The following is a 19,062-nucleotide window of genomic DNA, read 5'->3' on the forward strand; positions in this document are numbered from 1 at the left end:
ACAGCTTCGTACATCTGCACGTGCACACCGAGTACTCGATGCTCGACGGAGCGGCCCGCGTGGGCGATCTCATGGCGGCGACCAAGGAGATGGGGATGCCCGCCATCGCCACCACCGACCATGGGTACCTGTTCGGCGCGTTCGACTTCTGGAGCCAGGCGACGAGCGCCGGGGTCAAGCCGATCATCGGCGTCGAGGCCTACGTCACCCCCGGGACGGCACGCGGGGACAAGACCCGCGTCAAGTGGCGGACCGACGAGAGCCAGCGCGGCGACGACGTGTCCGGCGGCGGCGCCTACACCCACATGACGTTGCTGGCGGAGAACAACACCGGCATGCAGAACCTGTTCCGGGCGTCCTCGGTGGCCTCGCTCGACTCCGCGTTCGGCAAGTGGCCCCGCCTCGACCGGGAGCTCATCGAGAACCACGCGAGCGGCCTCATCGCCACCACCGGGTGCCCCTCGAGCGAGGTGCAGACGCGCCTGCGCCTGGGCCAGTACGACGAGGCGCTGCGCGCGGCCTCGGAGTACAAGGACATCTTCGGCGCCGGCAACTACTACTGCGAGATCATGGACCACGGGCTGTCCATCGAGCGCCGGGTCATCAAGGACCTGCTGCGGCTGGCGAAGGAGCTCGATCTCCCGCTCGTCGCGACGAACGACCTCCACTACACGCACGAATCGGATGCGAAGGCGCACGAGGCGCTGCTCGCGATCCAGTCCGGCTCCAAGCTCATCGAGCCGACCTACGACCAGGGCGGCAGCCGCTTCGCGTTCTCCGGATCCGGCTACTACCTCAAGTCGCCGGCGGAGATGCGCGCCCTGTTCAAGGAGATGCCCGAGGCCTGCGACAACACCCTCGAGATCGCCGAGCGCTGCGCGGTGTCCTTCGACACCTCGGCGAACTACATGCCGAAGTTCCCCTGCCCGCCGGGCGAGGACGAGACCTCCTGGCTCATCAAGGAGGTCGACAAGGGCCTCCACTACCGGTATCCCGGCGGGATCCCCGACGAGGTGCGCAAACAGGCGGACTACGAGCTCGAGGTCATCATCTCGATGGGCTTCCCCGGCTACTTCCTCGTCGTCGCCGACTTCATCAACTGGTCGAAGGACAACGGCATCCGGGTGGGCCCGGGCCGCGGCTCCGGCGCCGGCTCGATGGTCGCCTACGCGATGCGCATCACCGACCTCGACCCGCTCGAGCACGGCCTGATCTTCGAGCGCTTCCTCAATCCCGAGCGCGTCTCCATGCCCGACTTCGACGTCGACTTCGATGATCGTCGCCGCGGCGAGGTCATCGAGTACGTCACCCGCAAGTACGGCAGCGAGTACGTCGCGATGATCGTGACCTACGGCACGATCAAGACCAAGCAGGCGCTCAAGGACTCCGCCCGCGTGCTCGGCAAGCCGTTCTCGCTGGGGGAGCGGCTCACCAAGGCGCTGCCGCCGCCGGTCATGGCCAAGGACATCCCGCTGGCCGACATCGAGGACCCGCAGGCCAAGCGCTACGGCGAGGCCGGGGAGTTCCGCGAGTTCGTCGCCTCCGACCCGGACGCGCAGGAGACTTTCACCACCGCCAAGGGACTCGAGGGGCTCAAGCGGCAGTGGGGCGTGCACGCCGCGGGCGTCATCATGTCCTCGGAGCCGATCATCGACGTGATCCCGATCATGCGCCGCTTCCAGGACGGCCAGGTCATCACCCAGTTCGACTACCCCACGAGCGAGGGCCTGGGGCTCATCAAGATGGACTTCCTGGGCCTGCGCAACCTCACGATCATCTCCGACGCGATCGCGAACATCGAGCTCAACCGCGACTTCCACCTCGACCTCGAGCAGCTCGCGCTCGACGACGCGGAGTCCTACAAGCTGCTGGCCCGCGGCGACACGCTCGGGGTGTTCCAGCTCGACGGCGCCGGCCTGCAGGGGCTGCTGCGCCTCATGCAGCCGGACAACTTCGAGGACATCTCCGCGACCCTCGCGCTCTACCGGCCCGGCCCGATGGGCGCCCAGTCGCACACGAACTACGCGCTGCGCAAGAACGACCAGCAGCCGATCACGCCCATCCACCCCGAGCTCGAGGAGCCGCTGCGCGACATCCTCGACACGACCTACGGCCTCATCATCTACCAGGAGCAGGTGATGGCGATCGCGCAGAAGGTCGCGGGATACTCGCTCGGCCAGGCCGACATCCTGCGCCGCGCGATGGGCAAGAAGAAGAAGTCCGAGCTCGACAAGCAGCAGGTCGGCTTCTTCGAGGGGATGAAGGAGCGCGGCTTCTCCGAGGCCGCGGCGCAGGCGCTGTGGGACATCCTGCTGCCGTTCTCCGACTACGCGTTCAACAAGGCCCACTCCGCGGCCTACGGCGTGATCTCCTACTGGACCGCCTACCTCAAGGCGCACTACCCGGCGGAGTACATGGCCGCCCTGCTGACCTCGGTCGGGGACAACAAGGACAAGCTCGCGATCTACCTCGGCGAGTGCCGCCGGATGCGGATCACCGTGCTGCCGCCGGACGTCAACGAATCCGCGCAGAACTTCACCCCGGTCGGCACCGACATCCGGTTCGGGATGGGCGCGGTGCGCAACGTCGGGGCGAACGTGGTCGACGGCATCGTCGAGGCGCGCCAGGACAAGGGCGCCTTCACCTCCTTCACCGACTTCCTCGACAAGGTGCCCAGCCACGTGTGCAACAAGCGCACGATCGAATCGCTCATCAAGTCCGGCGCGTTCGACTCGCTCGGGCACACCCGCCGCTCGCTCGTCGAGGTGCACGAGGAGGCCGTCGACTCCGTCATCGGCGTCAAGCGGCAGGAGGCCGCGGGCCAGTTCGACCTGTTCGCCGGGCTCGGCGGCGACGATGCGAGCGAGACGAGCTTCTCCGTCTCGATCCCCGACCGCACGGAGTGGGAGAAGAAGGAGAAGCTCGCGTTCGAGCGGGAGATGATCGGCCTCTACGTCTCCGACCACCCGCTCAACGGGCTCGAGGGCGTCCTGCAGAGCGAGGCGGAGGCATCGATCGCGGAGATCGTCGACCCGGAGAACACCCGGCCGGAGGGCTCCTCGGTGAAGGTGTGCGGGATGATTACGCAGGTGCAGCGCCGGGTGTCGAAGAACTCCGGCAAGCCCTACGGCATCGTCACCGTCGAGGACCTCGAGGCGAGCGTCGAGGTGATGTTCTTCGGCGACGTCTACGAGCCCGTGGCGACGCTGCTCGCGACCGACCTCGTCGTCACCGTGACGGGACGGATCCGGCGCTCCGACGACCGCCCGGCCTCCCTCATGGCGCAGTCGATGACGATCCCCGACGTCACCGACCCCGCGGACCGGCCGCTCCACATCACCATGCCGGTGCAGCGGTGCACCCCGGAGCTCGTCGAGCAGCTCGGGGAGATCCTGCGCGCGAACTCCGGGCCCACCGAGGTCCGGCTCAGCCTCACCCAGCCCGGCCGCAGCATCGTCATGAAGCTCGATGCGAGCGTGCGGGTGACCCCGGGGCCGAGCCTGTTCGGCGACCTCAAGGCGCTCCTCGGCGCCCAGTGCCTGCAGGTGTCCTCCCCGTCGATGTTCGGGTGAGCCGATCCAGCGCTGTGGGCTCGAGCGCGAACGGCGACCAGCCGGTAGCGAGTCGTAGACTGGGGTAGTGACCACTTCACCGATCAATCGCCTCGACCTCCGCGACTCCGCACTCGACCGCCGCACCCTGCGCGCCTCTGTCCCGCGGGCCCAGGTCGACCTGTCCGACGCAGTCGCCGCCGTCGGCCCGCTGCTCGCCGCCGTCCGCGAGCACGGCCGCTCCGCCGTCCTCGAGTACACCGAGCGCTTCGACCGGGTGGCGCTCGACACCGTGCGCGTGCCGGCCGCCGAGCTCACCCGCGCCGCCGCCGAGCTCGACCCGCGGATCCGCGCCGCGCTCGAGGAGACTATCCGTCGCACGCGCGCAGTCGCCGCCGCCGATGCCCGGCCCCCGGTGACGACGAGCTTCGACGGCGGCGGCACCGTGACCACCCGCTGGCTCCCGGTCGACCGGGTGGGCCTCTACGTGCCCGGCGGGCTCGCGGTGTACCCGTCCACCGTGGTGATGAACGTCGTGCCGGCGCAGGTCGCCGGTGTCGCCTCGCTCGCGATCGCTTCGCCGCCGCAGTCCACCGGGCTGCCGCACCCCACCGTCATGGCCGCGGCCGCGATGCTCGGGGTCGAGGAGGTGTGGGCGATGGGCGGCGCACAGGCCGTCGCCGCGTTCGCCCACGGGTTCGACGACGGCGAGGTGCTCGAACCGGTCGACCTCATCACCGGCCCGGGCAACGCCTTCGTCGCCGCCGCCAAGGCCAGCGTCCGCTCGGTGGTCGGGATCGACTCGGTGGCCGGTCCGACGGAGATCATCGTCCTCGCCGACGACACCGCCGACCCGCGCTTCGTCGCCGCCGACCTCATCAGCCAGGCCGAGCACGACCCGCAGGCGGCCTCCGTGCTCGTCACCGCCTCGGAGGCGCTGGCCGACGCGGTCGCCGCCGAGCTCGCCGCGCAGGTGCCCGCCGCCGCCCACCGGGAGCGGATCGCCGAGGCGCTCGCCGGGCCGCAGTCGGGGATCGTGCTCGTGCGGGACCTCGATGCCGGCATCGCCGTGCTCAACGCCTACGCCGGGGAGCACGTGCAGCTCATGGTCGCCGAGCCCCGCGCCGTCGCGGAGCGTGTGACGAACGGGGGAGCGGTGTTCCTCGGCGACCACTCGCCGGTGGCGCTCGGTGACTACTGCGCCGGCTCCAACCACGTGCTGCCGACGATGGGGAACGCGGCCCACGCCTCCGCGCTCGGCATCCAGTCCTTCCTCAAGGGCAGCCAGGTCATCGACTACCCGGCCCCGGCGCTCGCCGCCGTCGCCGACCACATCGTCGCGCTCGCCGCGGACGAGGACCTGCCCGCCCACGGCGCCGCGGTGAGCTTGCGCTTCGCCGCGGATGAGGAGAACTGATGCACTGCCCGTTCTGCCGCCACCCCGATTCCCGCGTCGTCGACTCCCGCACCTCGGAGGACGGCTCGTCGATCCGACGGCGCCGCCAGTGCCCCAACTGCATGCGGCGCTTCACCACGATGGAGCACACGAGCCTCGCGGTGATCAAGCGCTCCGGGGTGTCCGAGGAGTTCTCCCGGCAGAAGGTGATCTCCGGTGTGCGCAAGGCGTGCCAGGGCCGCCCGGTGGGGGAGGACGACCTCGCGAAGCTCGCCCAGCGGGTCGAGGAAAAGATCCGCAGCCGCGGGATCGCGGAGATCGACGCCGACGAGGTGGGGCTGGCGATCCTCGAGCCGCTGCGCGAGCTCGACCAGGTGGCGTTCCTCCGCTTCGCGAGCGTGTACCAGGGCTTCGAGTCGCTCGAGGATTTCGAGGCCGCGATCGCCTCGCTGCGCGCCGAGCGCGATGCCGAACCCGCCGGGGCCGCTGCGGGGACCGCTCCCTCCGAGGTTCCTGAGCAGAACTCGTGAAATCGAGCTGTCGAATCCGAGTGTTCTCGGTATAGGATGAGTTCTGCGCGCTCAGGCGCGCCCGCCGCCGGCGGCATCGGAGGGGAAGCCGACGCCGTCGGCGGCCTCTATTCACCCACCCCCAAACCTCTATTTCCGAAGGTTCCTGAGAGCGGATCCGCAATTTCGTGCAATCTCACGCTGCGGACGGGACAGCGATCCGGGTGACCGGGCAGGCCACGTACCCGCTCAGGTGACCCGGCAGGCCCCGTCCGCGGTCAGCGGGTGAGGTACGGGCTGAGCACGGACGGCTCCGCCCCGACGACGCGCAGCCGCGAGGTCGACCGGGTGAGGGCCACGTAGAGCTCGCCGATCCCCGTGGGATCACCGGCAGGGGCTATCGAGGCGGGCTCGACGATGATGACGCTGTCGAACTCGAGCCCCTTCGCCTCGTACGGGGTGAGCACCGCGACGGTGTGGTCGATGCCGGCGGGACCGAGTCCGAAGTCCACCCCGCCGTCCTGGGTCAGCGCGTGCTCGATGAGCTCCCCGTGCCCGGCCGTCGCGATCACCGCGACCCGCCCGCCGCCGAGCAGTGCGAGCTCCTCCCGGATCATGCCCGGCAGTCCCGCGCACACCGCGGCGACATCGCCGAGCACCTCGATCTGCGGCTCCCACGTGCCCTCGCGGGCAGGCGAGGGCACGGCGAGATCCGGGAAGTAATCGCGCAGCAGCCGGTTGGCGAGCACCATGATGCGCCCCGGCGTCCGGTACGACACGGTCAGCTGCTCGAGTGCGAAGCGGTCGCCGACGTGCGGCTGGAGCATCGAGGCCCAGGTGCGATCGGGATCGACTGAGCTCGCCTGCGCGAGGTCGCCCACCAGTGTCGCCGACTTGCTCGGCACCCGGCGGAACAGCAGTCGCAGCTGCATCGGGCTGAGCTCCTGCGCCTCGTCGACGACGAGGTGCCCGTAGGTCCATTCGCGGTCCTCGACGGCGCGCTCGGCCACGGTGAGATGCGGGTCGCGGGAGTCGTAGCGCTCGGCCAGAGCCGAGGCGGAGACCATGCCCTGGGTGCCGGTCATCTCGATCACCGCCTCGGCGTACTCGGTGTCGGCCCGCGGGGCCGACGCGGACTCCGCCCAGCCGCCGATGAGCTCGGCGATCTCGTCGAGCAGCGGCACGTCGTCGACCGTCGGCGAGGCGCCCTTGAACCGGCGCAGCAGCGCCATCTCCTCGTAGTCGAGCAGGCCGTGGGCGGCTGCGACGAGCTTGTGGGGCTTGGACAGCAGCGCGTCGAGGACGCCGAGCGGGGTGAGCGGCAGCCAGCACAGGTTGATCGCCACGCGCACATCCGCGGCGCCGCGCAGCTCCTCGAGGAGTTCGGGCATGCGCTCCTCGTCGGCGGAGATCCCCATGGAATCGGCGAGCGCCGGAGCGAGCTGCCGGAGCACCTGGGAGACGAAGGTCGTGCGCGCCCGGTTGTGCGGGTATCCGGTGCGCCGTGCCCGTTCGCGGGCGGTGCGCACCATCTCCGGGGTCAGGGTGAGGGTGTGGCGCCCCACCTGCAGCCGGCGCGGCTCCTGCGGGACACGTTGATAGTTCTTCACCGCCCGGGCGATGACCTGCACCATCCGCAGATCGCCCTTGACGGCGGCTGCGGCGGGGCGATCGCGGGCCGTCAGGTCGAAGCCGGGCATGAGCTGGCCCGGGGTCTGCAGCACCGCGCCGGTCTCCCCGAGGGACGGCAGCACCTGCTCGATGTACTTGAGGAACACCGGCGAGGGGCCGATGAGGAGGACGCCGGACTTCGCGATCCGCTCCCGGTGCTGGTAGAGGAGGTAGGCGGCGCGGTGCAGCGCGACCGCCGTCTTGCCGGTGCCCGGTCCGCCCTGGACCACGACGACACCGGACAGCGGCTTGCGGATGATGGAGTCCTGCTCGGACTGGATGGTCGCGACGATGTCGCTCATCCGGCCGGTGCGATGGGCATCGAGGGTGGCGATGAGCGCGCCCTCGCCGTGGAGCGAGCGGATCTCGGCGTCATCGAGCGCGTCGAGGTCGAGCACGTCGTCCTCGACGCCGATCACCGTGCGGCGGCGCGTGGCGATATGGCGGCGGCGCACGATCGAGCCGGGGTCGGCCGCAGTGGCGCGGTAGAACGGCTCGCTGGCGGGGGCGCGCCAGTCCATGAGCAGCTGGCGGCGGTCGCTGTCGGAGATGCCGATCCGGCCGATGTAGGTCGTCTCCCCGGCCGCGGAGTCGATCCGACCGAAGCACAGACCCTCCTCGGCGTTGGTGAGCCGGATGAGCTGGTCCTCGTAGAGCGTGGCGAAGGCGTCGCGCTCCGAGCGGTTCTGGTGATGCCCGCCCACATGGGAGCGGCGCACCGAGCCGAGCTTCCCCTGCGCCTCGGCCCGCAGCTCGTCGAGGCGCGCATACACCACGTCGAGGTTCTGCTGCTCGTGGTCGATCTCTGTCTGTTCGCTCACCGTCCACCTTTCCAATCGGCAATCAATTATGCCGGGTCGCCGGGGGTCGACGGTGTCGACGCGCTCGCATCGTGAGAAGAGTTCCTCGCCCGGACACCCCGTTGTCATGTCGCGTTCCAGGTGGGAGCCGGTGCCCGCGGGTTTCAGCCGGCCCGCGATCCATGGTCGATGAATGCGTCGAGCGCGTCCCCGCAGCGCACGGACGCCACGGCGGGGCCGCGGCGCATGGCCTTCGCGAGGCCCACGGCGTCGATCGGCTCCTGCGTCCCGGCGACGACGACGTTGCCGTAGCGCCGGCCCCGGAGCTGCCCGGGGTCGGCGACGAGCGCGAGGTGGGTGAAATGGCTGCGCATCTCGCCGAGCTCCGCGCGGAGCGCGGCGTGCGGGGGCCGGTCGGCGATGTTGGCGAGGTAGAGTCCGCCGGGGCCGAGGACCCGGGCGACCTCGGCGAAGAACTCCGGAGCGGCGAGTGCCGCCGGGGTGGTGTCGCCGGCGAAGGCATCGCGCACGACGAGGCCCACCGCGGAGTCGCGAAAGGTGGCGATCTCCTCGGCGCCGTCGCCGCACCGCAGTGCGAGCGCGGGGGAGCGGGGCAGGTCGAACCACTCCCGCACCTGCCGCACGAGCTCGGCGTCGATGTCGATCGCGGTCTGGCGCGAGCCGGGCCGGGAGGCATCGAGCCATCGCGGCAGGGCGCACCCCGCGGCGCCGATGTGCACGGCGCGCAGCGTCGTCCTCGGTGCGAAGACGGTGTCGACAACCCGGGACATCCAGTCGAGGTATTCGAAATCGAGGCGCAACGGGTCGCCGACGGTGATCGAGGAGCTCGGGACCCCGTTGACGAACAGCACCCACGAATCCGGCTCCCCGGGCACCGGCTCGAGACGCGCGATCCCGGTGGAGATCGGCACTTCGCGGGCCGCGGCGGTGTGTGCGGCGCGTTTCCTCCCCATGTCCTCCACCCTACGCGTCGCCCGATGTCACAGGGACGGGCCTCGTCAGGTCACAGGTGAGCGCGTCCGCAGGTCACAACCGGCCTGGCACGGCGGCGGATATCCACAGGCGGACACGCGGCATGGTGCCGCCGGCCCGCGCGGAGTGGACTGCACCCATGAGTGCATACACCGTCACCCGGCCCACCGACCTCGTCGGCATCGTCCCCCACATCCTGGGCTATACGCCCACGGACTCCCTCGTCCTCGTCACCGGCAGCCGCAGCGGCGACCGCGGCGAGGTCGGCCTCACCGTCCGCTTCGACTTCGGGTTCTCCGAGGCCGCGCACCTCGACGCCGAGGACCTCGCCGGCGTCGTCTCCACGCTCGAGCACGCCGAGGGCGCCGCGGCGGTCTTCCCGATCCTGTTCAGCGCCGAGGTGCCCACCGCGCTCGGTCTGCTCGGCGAACCGGAGAGCGAGCTCCTCGTCGACCATTTCCGACTCCCCGTGTTCCTCATCTGTGCCGCGCTCGCCGAGGCCGGGTACGAGGTCGCCGACCCGCTGTGGGCAGGCGGCGGCTTCTGCGGCAGCCTCGACGACCCCGAGGAGCTCTACGGCCGGGCGGAGACCACCGACACCGAGGTCGCTGTGCGCCTTATCGCCGATGGGCGCAGCCATGCCGAGGACTTCGCCGCGGCGACCGCCCACCCGGTCCCGCCGCCCGAGCTGCTCACCGGCGCCGCGAGGATCCGGGCGTCCGCACCGTCGGCGGCCGCCCGCTACGACGCGGCGCTCGCGGACCTCCGTGCGCTGCTCGACCTCGCCGAGGATCCGAGTGCGACGGTCGCCCAGGTGCCCGAGGTGCTGAGTCCGGGCGGGGTCGTCGGCATGGAACTCATGTGCGCCGAGCTGTGGAGCAGGGACTGCATCGAGATGATCCTCGGCTTCGACCACCCCGATTTCTCACCTGCCCGCCTCGCGGCGCTGGAGCCGGGCACCTTCGCGGCCTGGGCGCGGCCGATCGCGCGCTCGGCCGCAGCAGCGGAGTCGATGATCGGACTGTCCCCGGAGCGCCCGGACTTCGCGCGGACCGCGTACTCGGTCGCCTACCTCGACTGTCTGGTCCCGGCTGTGGACGAGGCGAGCCGTCCGGCCGTCCTCGCGATGCTCGCCTGGTTGGAATGGGGCCGGGCGCGCAACTCCTTCGCCGACCACTACGCCTGCCGGTCCCTTGCGCTCGACCCCGACTACACGCTCGCCGGTCTCGTCCACGGCGCGGTGACGCGAGGGCTGCCGCCGCGCTGGATGGCCGCTTCGGGCCGCTGAGCGGACACGGGGGTCCGGAGCGGATCCGGGGATCGGCGTGTCCGCCGGTCCGTCGAACCGCCGATGGGGATTCGCCCGAGCCGGAATATCGTGCGAGAATGGGGTGTTGACCCAGTCGTACGACTGTGCAGGGCCTGTTCTGCACCGACGTGCTTGACATGGGTCTTACTGATGCCTCCACGGCATCGGTGGTCCGCCGCCAGACTCCCCGAAAGGTGAACTCGTGCCGACAGACGAGAAGGATTCGAGCACAGCAGCCGAAACCACCGCACAGACTGCTCCTGCCAAGAAGTCCACTCGGTCGAGTTCCACGACCAAGCGCACTGCGTCCACCACAGCGAAGAAGCCCGCGGCGGCGAAGTCGACGACTGCCGCGAAGACGGCCACGGCGAAGAAGACGGCCGCGGAGTCGGGCGCGGAGGAGAAGACCACCGCGAAGTCGACGACGGCGAAGAAGCCCGCTGCGAAGACCACCGCCGCGAAGACGACGGCGGCGAAGACGACGGCGGCGAAGAAGCCTGCTGCCAGGTCGACTGCGAAGAAGCCCGCTGCGGCAGCGACGGGAGACGAGAAGCCCACTGCTGCGAAGTCGACCCCGGCCAGGAAGTCGACGGCGGCGAAGAAGGCGACGGCCGCGAAGTCGACCCCGGTCGAGGACACCGCCGCTGAAGCCACCGAGGCACCGGCCAAGAAGACCACGGCCCGTCGGGCACCTGCGAAGACGACGACGGCTGCGAAGAGCACGACCGCGAAGTCCACCGGCGCGAAGGGCACGACCGCGAAGTCCGCCGCGCAGTCGGAGGCGGACGAGCCGGCCGCAGCCGAGTCGCCCGCCAAGACCACGGCGAAGAAGACGACCGCGAAGAAGACGACCGCGCGCAAGCCTGCGGCGAAGAAGACCACCGCGAAGGCGACCGGTGCCGCAGCGAAGGCGACCGAGGAAGCCGTGCCCGAACCCGGTGCCGCCGAAGAGGTCGAGGCGGTCGTCGCCAAGGAGGAGACGGAGACCAAGAACTCCCAGGAGGAGAAGAAGAACGAGGCCGTCAAGGAGGCCGGAGGATTCGTCGTCTCCGACGCCGACGACGATGCCCCGGCCCAGCAGGTCGTCTCCGCCGGCGCCACCGCCGACCCCGTCAAGGACTACCTCAAGCAGATCGGCAAGGTCGCGCTGCTCAACGCCGCCGAGGAGGTCGACCTCGCCAAGCGGATCGAAGCCGGCATGTACGCCGAGCACCTCCTCGCCGAGGGCACCGTGACCGAGGCCCGCGACATCCGTGACTACAAGTGGATCATCCACGACGGGCGGATCGCCAAGAACCACCTCCTCGAGGCCAACCTGCGCCTCGTCGTGTCGCTGGCCAAGCGCTACACGGGCCGCGGCATGCTGTTCCTCGACCTCATCCAGGAGGGCAACCTCGGCCTCATCCGCGCCGTGGAGAAGTTCGACTACACCAAGGGCTTCAAGTTCTCGACCTACGCCACCTGGTGGATCCGCCAGGCGATCACCCGTGCGATGGCCGACCAGGCGCGCACCATCCGCATCCCGGTGCACATGGTCGAGGTCATCAACAAGCTCGCCCGTGTGCAGCGCCAGATGCTCCAGGACCTCGGGCGCGAACCCACCCCGGACGAGCTCGCCAAGGAGCTCGACATGACGCCCGAGCGCGTCGTCGAGGTGCAGAAGTACGGCCGCGAACCGATCTCCCTGCACACCCCGCTCGGCGAGGACGGCGACTCCGAGTTCGGTGACCTCATCGAGGACTCCGAGGCCGTCGTGCCGGCGGACTCCGTGAGCTTCACCCTGCTCCAGGAGCAGCTCCACTCCGTGCTCGACACCCTCTCGGAGCGCGAAGCCGGAGTGGTCTCGATGCGGTTCGGGCTCAACGACGGGCAGCCGAAGACGCTGGACGAGATCGGCAAGGTCTACGGCGTCACGCGCGAGCGGATCCGGCAGATCGAGTCGAAGACGATGGCGAAGCTCCGCCACCCGTCCCGCTCCCAGGTGCTGCGCGACTACCTCGACTGATCCGGGCCGGCGCACGGGCAGGTCAGCCGACCCGTCGACCGCGCTCCCCGAAAGTGCAACGCGAACTGCTGCGGCGGCCGGAGACTGCGAATTCTCCGGCCGCCGCAGCAGTTTCCGTTGTCACCCCAAAGCCGTTGTCATCCCACTGCCATCGCCATCTCACCGGCACGGCTCCGCTCGGCGGCCGAACAGGGGCGACTAGCGCGGCTGGATGACGGTGAACGCGGCGTTCTGCGAGTCGATGAACCGGCCCACCCGGCCGTGGGTGGAATTGTGCGGGGCGGCGAGCCAGTCACCGCCGAGCTCACGCACCCGGCCGGCCACCGCATCGGCGTCCTCGACCTGGATGTAGGACTCCCAGTGCGCGGGGATCCCGACGTTCGAGGTGTCGAGGATCCCGCCGCGCGGGATCCCCGTGCCGGGCAGTGCGAACGTCGAGTAGCGGAACTCGTCGGTGTCGCTCACCGGGCTGATCTCCCAGTCGAACACCGCGCCGTAGAACTCGTGCACCGCGGGATCCTTCGTGTGGAGCTCGAACCAGCAGGCGGCACCCGTGACGTCGACGCCGGTGAGGCCGCGGTCGTCCTCGTACTCGAGGACGCCGAACGCGGTACCCGCGGGGTCCGCGACGAGAGCGACGCCGGCGGTCCCGTCGAACTCCGGGATCGCCATCATCGCCTGCCCGCCTCCCGTGTCGACGCGGGCGAGGAAATCGGTGAGCTCGGCCACCCGGAAGTACACCGACCAGAACGCCGGCTGTCCGGCGGGGGCCTCGGCCGGCTGCGGGCTGATCCCCGCGACGACCCGGCCGTCGCGGACCGCCTTGACCCCGAAGCCCATCGGACCCGGCTCGGTGAACTCCCATCCGAACAGCGAACCGTAGAAGGTCCGTGCGCTCTCGACGTCGGGGGAGCTGAGCTCGACCCAGCAGGGATGATTCGGGGCGATCGTGGTGTCGGTCATGCCTCCAGTCTTCTGGCCCCGCCGGTGATCACCAAATCCCCGCCTTTGCTACGGCGCAGTGAGGAGGTCGGTCGGCCCCCGGAGAGCACACGGAACGGAGAGGGACGATCATGCATTTCGACGCAGTATTCACCGGCGGGCGGTTCCGGACGATGGACCCCGAACGCCCCGAGGCGCACTCGATCGGCGTCATCGACGGCCGCATCCGTGCGCTCGCCGACGACGTCACCCGGCTCCCGGCGCACCGGACCTACGACCTCGGCGGCGCCCCGGCGGCGCCCGCCTTCAATGACGTCCACCACCACCTCTCCATGCGCGGGCAGCGCCTCAACGGCGTCGACCTGCGGGCGAGCACGGTGTCCTCGATGGAGGATCTCTACGACGCGGTCGCCGCCGCGGCCCGCGACGCGCAGCCGGGGGAGTGGATCTACGGCTCCGGCTACGACCAGAACAAGCTCGACGACGCGCATCCCCTGGCCGCCGAGCTCGACCGCCGGGCCCCGGACAACCCGGTGTGGCTCGAGCACGTGTCCGGGCACATGGGGGTGGCGAACTCCCGCGCCTTCGAGGTCGCCGGATTCGCCGAGCTCTCCGAGGTCCCCGACGTCGACGGCGGGCACGTCGCGCGCACGGAGGACGGCCGCACCGCTGCCGGGCTCGTCCAGGAGCGAGCGATGGACCTGATCACCGGGGTGTACAAGCCCCTGCCGGTCGACGACATCGTCCGCAATCTCCGCACCGCCTCCGAGCAGGCGCTGCGTGAGGGGATCGGTTCGATCACCGAGCCGAGCATCGGGAACTCGCCGGTCGACCTCCACGCCTACCTCACGGCGTAGGAGACCGGAGCACTCGGCGTGCGCGCCACGGTCATGCCGTACCTCACGGCCCTGCACCACATCATCGGCCGCGACGACGCCTCCGGTGAGGGCCTCGACCTCGGCCTGCGCACCGGGATGGGCGACGAATGGCTGCGGATCGGCCCGGTCAAGGTGCTCACCGACGGCTCTCTCATCGGCCGCTCCGCGGCGATGACGTGCTGCTACCACGGCGAGGAGTCGAGCGGCTACATGGCCTGGGACGTCGAGGAGCTCACCGAGCTCCTCCGCGGCGCCTACCGTCTGGGTTTCCGGCTCGCCACCCACGCGATCGGCGACGCCGCCGTCGACCACGCCCTCGACATCATCGAGGGCGCCCAGCGGGACTACCCGCGGACCGACCCGCGCAACCGGATCGAGCACTTCGGCGTGGCCTCCGACGAGCAGATCGCCCGTGCCGCACGGCTCGGCCTCATCGGCGTGCCGCAGCCGCGCTCATCACCGAGCTCGGCGACGGCATGGCCCGTGCCCCCGGCCCCGAGCGCACCCAGCTGTGCTACCGCGTCCGCTCCCTCATCGACGCCGGCATCCGCGTTCCCGGCTCCTCCGACGCCCCGGTGGTCGACGGCAGCCCGATCCTCGGCATCCACGACTTCGTCAACCGGCGCACCGCGGGCGGCGCGGAGTTCGGTCCGGCGGAGACGATCACCGCTGAGCAGGCGCTGCGGGCCTACACCGTCGACTCCGCCTACGCCTCGCACGAGGACACGCTCAAGGGCGACCTGTCGATCGGCAAGCTCGCGGACTTCACCGTGCTCAGCGACGACCTCCTGCAGGTCCGGGCCGAGGAGCTCAAGGACGTGCAGGTCGGCGCGACGGTGGTCGGTGGCGAGATCCGCTACGACGACGGCGCGATCCGCAGCTGACACGCATCCTTCCGGCTCAGTCCTCGAGGAACTCCTGCACCCCGGCGACGATCGCCGCGGCATAGCGCTCGCGGCCCGCGGCGCTCTCCATGAGCGCCGCCTCGTCCGGGTTGCGCATCTCCCCGCACTCGACGAGCACCGCGGGCACCTTCGCGTGGTTGAGCCCGGCGATGTCCGTCCGGGCGACGATCCCGTCGTCGCCGTAGGCGGGGTTGGGGGCGAGGTCGGCCGCGCCGAAGGCCTCGACCATGTCCTCGGCGAGCGTGCGGGAGGGCTCGTCGACGCCCGCGTGCGGCGAGTCCTCGACGACGATCATGTGGAACCCGGCCGCCGAGGTGTCCTCGGTCCCGTTCGCGTGGATGCTCACGAGCACATCCGCGCCCGCGTCCCCGGCGAACTGCCCGCGCTCGTCGACGCACGGACCCACGCCCTCGTCGTCCTCCCGGGAGAGCACCACCTCGGCGCCGAGGTCCTCGAGGCGCTCGCGCACCGCTGCGGCCACCTCCCAGTTGAATGCGTGCTCGGGATAGTCGGTGGCCGAGGCCGTCCCCGTCGTATTGCACGCCTTGATGCCGCCGCGCCCGTCCGGCACCGGCGCGGTGACCTCCGCCGGGTGCGCGGCGTTGCCGCCGTTGTGACCCGGATCGACGGCGACGACGAACCCGGTGAGGGGCTCCTCGACAGGGGTCGGCGTCGGGGTCTCGGTGGGCACCGGGGTGGCCGCCGCCGAGGTGCGCTCCGCCGGGCTCCCCACCGTGCCGGTGGACGGATTCTCCGCCGGCCCCGCTCCCGAGCAGCCGGCGAGCAGCATCGTGCTCGCGAGGAGGCCGGTGATCCAGAGGCTGCGTGACATGTGCCCCAGTATCCCACCCGGCACCTCCCCGGCATCCGGGCGCCCTCGCCCGGAGGCCCCCACCCGGCACGCTCCCGAAACGTCGCCGGGGCAGCGGCATGGCAACCGGGTGCGGGCGGTGCGGACTCGTAGACTGGGGGCCGTCGATCGAGCGGAAGGAACCTGCGTGGCAGCCAGAGGAGCGAAGACCGAGGACTACGGTGCACGACAGCTGTCCGTCCTGTCCGGACTGGACGCCGTCCGCAAGCGGCCGGGCATGTACATCGGCACCACCGACTCCCGCGGCCTCATGCACTGCCTGTGGGAGATCATCGACAACTCCGTCGACGAGGCGCTCGCCGGGCACGGCGATCACATCGAGATCACGCTGCACGCCGACGGCTCCGTCACCGTCTCCGACACCGGGCGCGGCATCCCCGTCGACATCGAACCCAAGACCGGTCTCACCGGCGTCGAGGTCGTGATGACGAAGCTCCATGCCGGCGGCAAGTTCGGCGGCGGCTCCTACGCCGCGGTCGGCGGGCTCCACGGCGTCGGAGCCTCCGTCGTCAATGCGCTCTCCGCCCGGCTCGACGTCGAGGTCACCCGCGGCTCCAAGGTCCACCGGATGTCCTTCAAGCGCGGTGCTCCCGGCCGCTTCGACGACTCCGGCGGCGTGCTGTCCCCGGACAACCCCTTCACCCTCTTCGAATCCGCTTCCGAGCTCGAGATCATCGGCAAGGCCAAGCGCGGGGTCACCGGCACCCGGATCCGCTACTGGTCGGATCCGCAGATCTTCCTCAAGGACGCCCACTTCACCTACGACACCCTCGTCGACCGCGCCCGCCAGACGGCCTTCCTCGTGCCCGGCCTCGGCATCACCATCCACGACGAGCGCGGGGTCGAACGCGACGAGACCGGGGAGATCATCACCTCGCGGACCGAGGAGTTCCGGTACTCCGGCGGGATCTCGGAGTTCGTCGAGCACCTCGCCCACGACGATGCCGTGACCGACGTGTGGCGGCTGGCCGGCTCCGGTACCTTCACCGAGACGGTGCCGGTGCTCGACGAGGACGGCCACATGGTGTCCACCGCGGTCCCGCGCGAGGTCGGCGTCGACATCGCGGTGCGCTGGGGCAAGGGCTACGACACCCGGGTGAAGAGCTTCGTCAACATCATCGCCACCCCCAAGGGCGGCACGCACATGACCGGCTTCGAGCAGTCCCTGCTCAAGACCGTGCGCAGGTCCGTCGACCAGAACTCCCGCCGCCTCAAGGTCGGCAAGGACAAGCTCGAGAAGGACGACGTGCTCGCCGGCCTCACCGCCGTCGTCACCGTGCGACTCGCCGAACCGCAGTTCGAGGGCCAGACGAAGGAGGTGCTCGGCACCTCCGCGGTCCGCCAGATCGTCGCCCGCACCGTCGAGCAGGAGCTCGGTGCGCTGCTGAACTCCTCGAAGCGGCAGGAGAAGCAGCAGGTCAACCTCCTGCTCGAGAAGGTCGTGGCGGAGATGAAGTCGCGGATCTCGGCGCGCACCCACAAGGAGAACCAGCGGCGCAAGACCGCGCTCGAATCCTCGTCGCTGCCCGCTAAGCTCTACGATTGCCGCAAGACCGATCTCGACCGCTCCGAGCTGTTCATCGTCGAGGGCGATTCCGCGATGGGCACCGCGAAGGCCGCCCGTGACTCCGAGCACCAGGCGCTGTTCCCGATCCGCGGCAAGATCCTCAACGTGCAGAAGGCCTCGGTGGGCGACATGCTCGCCAACGCCGAGTGCTCCGCGCTGATCCAGGTCATCGGCGCCGGCGCCGGGCGCAGCTTCGATCTCGAGTCCGCACGCTACGGCAAGGTCATCATCATGACCGACGCCGACGTCGACGGCGCCCACATCCGCACCCTGCTGCTCACGCTGTTCTTCCGGTACATGCGTCCGCTCGTCGAGGCCGGCCGGGTGTTCGCGGCGGTGCCGCCGCTGCACCGGGTGGAGATAGTCCACCGCGGCAAGGCCAACGAGGTCGTCTACACCTACTCCGAAGCGGAGCTCTACACCCTCCTCAAGCGGCTCGACCGCACGAAGAAGGCCTACAAGGAGCCCATCCAGCGCTACAAGGGGCTCGGCGAGATGGATGCCGACCAGCTCGCGGAGACGACGATGGAACCGGGCATGCGCTCGCTGCGCCGGGTGACCATGGGCGACGCCGAGGCCGCTGAGCGCACCTTCGGACTCCTCATGGGGTCCGAGGTCGCACCGCGCAAGCAATTCATCGTGTCCGGTGCGGCGATGCTCGACGCCGAGCGTATCGACGCCTGAGCCGTCACGCTCCTGGCCGGGGCCGCTGCGGCCCGTCCGCTCCGGAGCCGCCTCGCGTCGACCCGGATCAGGCCAGCGTGGGTGCGGCGAGGATGAGCGTCGGGACGAGCACGAGGCACGCGGCCGCGACGAGCTTGACCGTCCGCACGCGGGTGCGCGCCGCGGGGAGCTCACGGTCGAGGCGGGCGAGCCGTGCCCGGGTGAGATCCGTGCTGTGCGCCCCGGGATGGACGCGTGCTCCGGTCTCGACGGCCTCCGCCAGCGGTGCGGCGCCCAGGCTCGCACGCGCCCGGTCGTCGGCCATGAACTCGATGAGCGCGGACACCGCGGCGAGCGCGGTCGAGGTCGCCGGGACGAACGGCAGCGCCCGGTTCCATGCCGCGAACGGCAGCACGAGCAGATCGTGGTGGAGGTCGAGGTGCGCCTGCTCGTGCGCGACGACGGCCCTCCGCTGCTCATCGGTGAGCACCGCGAGCAGACCGGTCGTCACCACCGTCGTGCCCGAGCCGCGGCCCGGCAGGCAGTAGGCGACCGGGCTGTCGCTGGTGAGCACCCGTGTGTTCGGCAGCTCGGCCGACGGCTCGGTGAGGAGGTCGACGAGCGCGGAATGCCGGCGCCGGTGCCTCAGGACGAGCACGGACTGCACGAGGAGCGAGCTGATGAGGCGGACGGTGAGGAGCACCGCGACGAGGAGCAGCAGCCACTGCCACCACGCGAGCAGGGACAGCGCCTGCAGGTCGGCGAGGCCGATCAGTCCGTCACCGAGCGAGCCGGCCATCGGAGCGGTCGCGAACACGACGGCGGTGCCGATGAGCGAGAGTCCGCCGGCGAGGCCCACCGCCTGCCACAGCACGAGCCGGGAGAGCGGGTCGATGAGCGGGGAGCGGCGCGCGAGCGCGACCGGCACCGGCCACGCGAGCACGAGGGCCAGCACGGCGAGGAGGGTTCCGGTGATGAGCATCGCGGGCCGCCCGGTCGGGC

The 19,062-nt window shown here is 70.6% G+C and carries 12 protein-coding genes and 1 pseudogene; 8 read left to right on the forward strand and 5 right to left on the reverse strand.

The window, feature by feature from the left end:
* The first annotated feature begins 38 nt into the window (after positions 1 to 38).
* From dnaE to nrdR, 3 genes are all read left to right on the forward strand, one after another.
* Positions 39 to 3,572, forward strand: coding sequence for a DNA polymerase III subunit alpha (gene dnaE / locus ABD883_RS08005; RefSeq protein ID WP_425548427.1), 3,534 nt, complete (start codon positions 39 to 41; stop codon positions 3,570 to 3,572).
* 67 nt (positions 3,573 to 3,639) lie between these two features.
* Positions 3,640 to 4,968, forward strand: coding sequence for a histidinol dehydrogenase (gene hisD / locus ABD883_RS08010; protein ID WP_254668803.1), 1,329 nt, complete (start codon positions 3,640 to 3,642; stop codon positions 4,966 to 4,968).
* Positions 4,968 to 5,477 carry a transcriptional regulator NrdR gene (gene nrdR / locus ABD883_RS08015; protein ID WP_137319944.1) on the forward strand — a complete coding sequence of 170 codons (510 nt, stop codon included), beginning with the start codon at positions 4,968 to 4,970 and terminating at the stop codon, positions 5,475 to 5,477. The genes hisD and nrdR overlap by 1 nt, the downstream gene beginning before the upstream one ends.
* Positions 5,478 to 5,734: 257 nt before the next feature.
* On the opposite strand, the gene ABD883_RS08020 is transcribed toward nrdR, so the two are convergent.
* Both ABD883_RS08020 and ABD883_RS08025 read right to left on the reverse strand, forming a co-directional pair.
* Positions 5,735 to 7,948 carry a HelD family protein gene (locus ABD883_RS08020; protein ID WP_345031256.1) on the reverse strand — a complete coding sequence of 738 codons (2,214 nt, stop codon included), beginning with the start codon at positions 7,946 to 7,948 and terminating at the stop codon, positions 5,735 to 5,737.
* Positions 7,949 to 8,091: 143 nt separating this feature from the next.
* Positions 8,092 to 8,901, reverse strand: a complete 810-nt coding sequence (locus ABD883_RS08025; RefSeq protein WP_345031259.1) for a spermidine synthase — start codon at positions 8,899 to 8,901, stop codon at positions 8,092 to 8,094.
* A gap of 158 nt (positions 8,902 to 9,059) precedes the next feature.
* Between ABD883_RS08025 and ABD883_RS08030 the strand changes: the two genes are divergently transcribed.
* Together ABD883_RS08030 and ABD883_RS08035 are read left to right on the forward strand one after the other, a co-directional pair.
* A complete protein-coding gene (locus ABD883_RS08030) occupies positions 9,060 to 10,208 on the forward strand; it encodes a DUF4192 family protein (RefSeq protein WP_345031262.1) in 1,149 nt (382 codons plus the stop codon).
* A gap of 223 nt (positions 10,209 to 10,431) precedes the next feature.
* Complete coding sequence (locus tag ABD883_RS08035) at positions 10,432 to 12,234, forward strand: RNA polymerase sigma factor (RefSeq protein WP_345031264.1); 1,803 nt, start codon at positions 10,432 to 10,434, stop codon at positions 12,232 to 12,234.
* Positions 12,235 to 12,432: 198 nt separating this feature from the next.
* On the opposite strand, the gene ABD883_RS08040 is transcribed toward ABD883_RS08035, so the two are convergent.
* Positions 12,433 to 13,197, reverse strand: coding sequence for a VOC family protein (locus ABD883_RS08040; RefSeq protein WP_345031267.1), 765 nt, complete (start codon positions 13,195 to 13,197; stop codon positions 12,433 to 12,435).
* 152 nt (positions 13,198 to 13,349) lie between these two features.
* Here ABD883_RS08040 and ABD883_RS08045 point away from each other — a divergent pair.
* Positions 13,350 to 14,444 (forward strand): annotated as a pseudogene (locus ABD883_RS08045) (amidohydrolase); the annotation flags it as partial.
* Positions 14,445 to 14,530: 86 nt separating this feature from the next.
* The gene (locus ABD883_RS08050) at positions 14,531 to 14,938 is read left to right on the forward strand and encodes an amidohydrolase family protein (RefSeq protein WP_345031270.1); all 408 of its coding nucleotides are present in this window, start codon (positions 14,531 to 14,533) and stop codon (positions 14,936 to 14,938) included.
* A gap of 16 nt (positions 14,939 to 14,954) precedes the next feature.
* Here ABD883_RS08050 and ABD883_RS08055 read toward each other — a convergent pair whose 3' ends face one another.
* Positions 14,955 to 15,791 (reverse strand): N-acetylmuramoyl-L-alanine amidase, encoded by an 837-nt coding sequence (locus ABD883_RS08055; protein WP_345031273.1) that lies wholly within the window; start codon positions 15,789 to 15,791, stop codon positions 14,955 to 14,957.
* Between the two features lie 166 nt (positions 15,792 to 15,957).
* Here ABD883_RS08055 and ABD883_RS08060 point away from each other — a divergent pair, with 166 nt between their 5' ends.
* The gene (locus tag ABD883_RS08060; protein ID WP_345031276.1) at positions 15,958 to 18,081 is read left to right on the forward strand and encodes a DNA gyrase/topoisomerase IV subunit B; all 2,124 of its coding nucleotides are present in this window, start codon (positions 15,958 to 15,960) and stop codon (positions 18,079 to 18,081) included.
* Between the two features lie 67 nt (positions 18,082 to 18,148).
* Here ABD883_RS08060 and ABD883_RS08065 read toward each other — a convergent pair whose 3' ends face one another.
* Entirely contained in the window at positions 18,149 to 19,042 is an 894-nt protein-coding gene (locus ABD883_RS08065; RefSeq protein ID WP_345031279.1) for a M56 family metallopeptidase, read from the reverse strand.
* Positions 19,043 to 19,062 lie beyond the last annotated feature (20 nt).

It is taken from the genome of Brevibacterium pityocampae, from assembly GCF_039541555.1.
Classification (GTDB): Bacteria; Actinomycetota; Actinomycetes; order Actinomycetales; family Brevibacteriaceae; genus Brevibacterium; species Brevibacterium pityocampae.

Bases quoted from the DNA above. Each gene is read 5' to 3' on its own strand.
- dnaE (WP_425548427.1), top strand. From the start codon at position 39: ATGCTCGACGGAGCGGCCCGCGTGGGCGATCTCATGGCGGCGACCAAG.
- nrdR (WP_137319944.1), top strand. From the start codon at position 4,968: ATGCACTGCCCGTTCTGCCGCCACCCCGATTCCCGCGTCGTCGACTCC.
- ABD883_RS08025 (WP_345031259.1), bottom strand. From the start codon at position 8,901: ATGGGGAGGAAACGCGCCGCACACACCGCCGCGGCCCGCGAAGTGCCG.
- ABD883_RS08030 (WP_345031262.1), top strand. From the start codon at position 9,060: ATGAGTGCATACACCGTCACCCGGCCCACCGACCTCGTCGGCATCGTC.
- ABD883_RS08040 (WP_345031267.1), bottom strand. From the start codon at position 13,197: ATGACCGACACCACGATCGCCCCGAATCATCCCTGCTGGGTCGAGCTC.
- ABD883_RS08050 (WP_345031270.1), top strand. From the start codon at position 14,531: ATGGCCCGTGCCCCCGGCCCCGAGCGCACCCAGCTGTGCTACCGCGTC.
- ABD883_RS08055 (WP_345031273.1), bottom strand. From the start codon at position 15,791: ATGTCACGCAGCCTCTGGATCACCGGCCTCCTCGCGAGCACGATGCTG.
- ABD883_RS08065 (WP_345031279.1), bottom strand. From the start codon at position 19,042: ATGCTCATCACCGGAACCCTCCTCGCCGTGCTGGCCCTCGTGCTCGCG.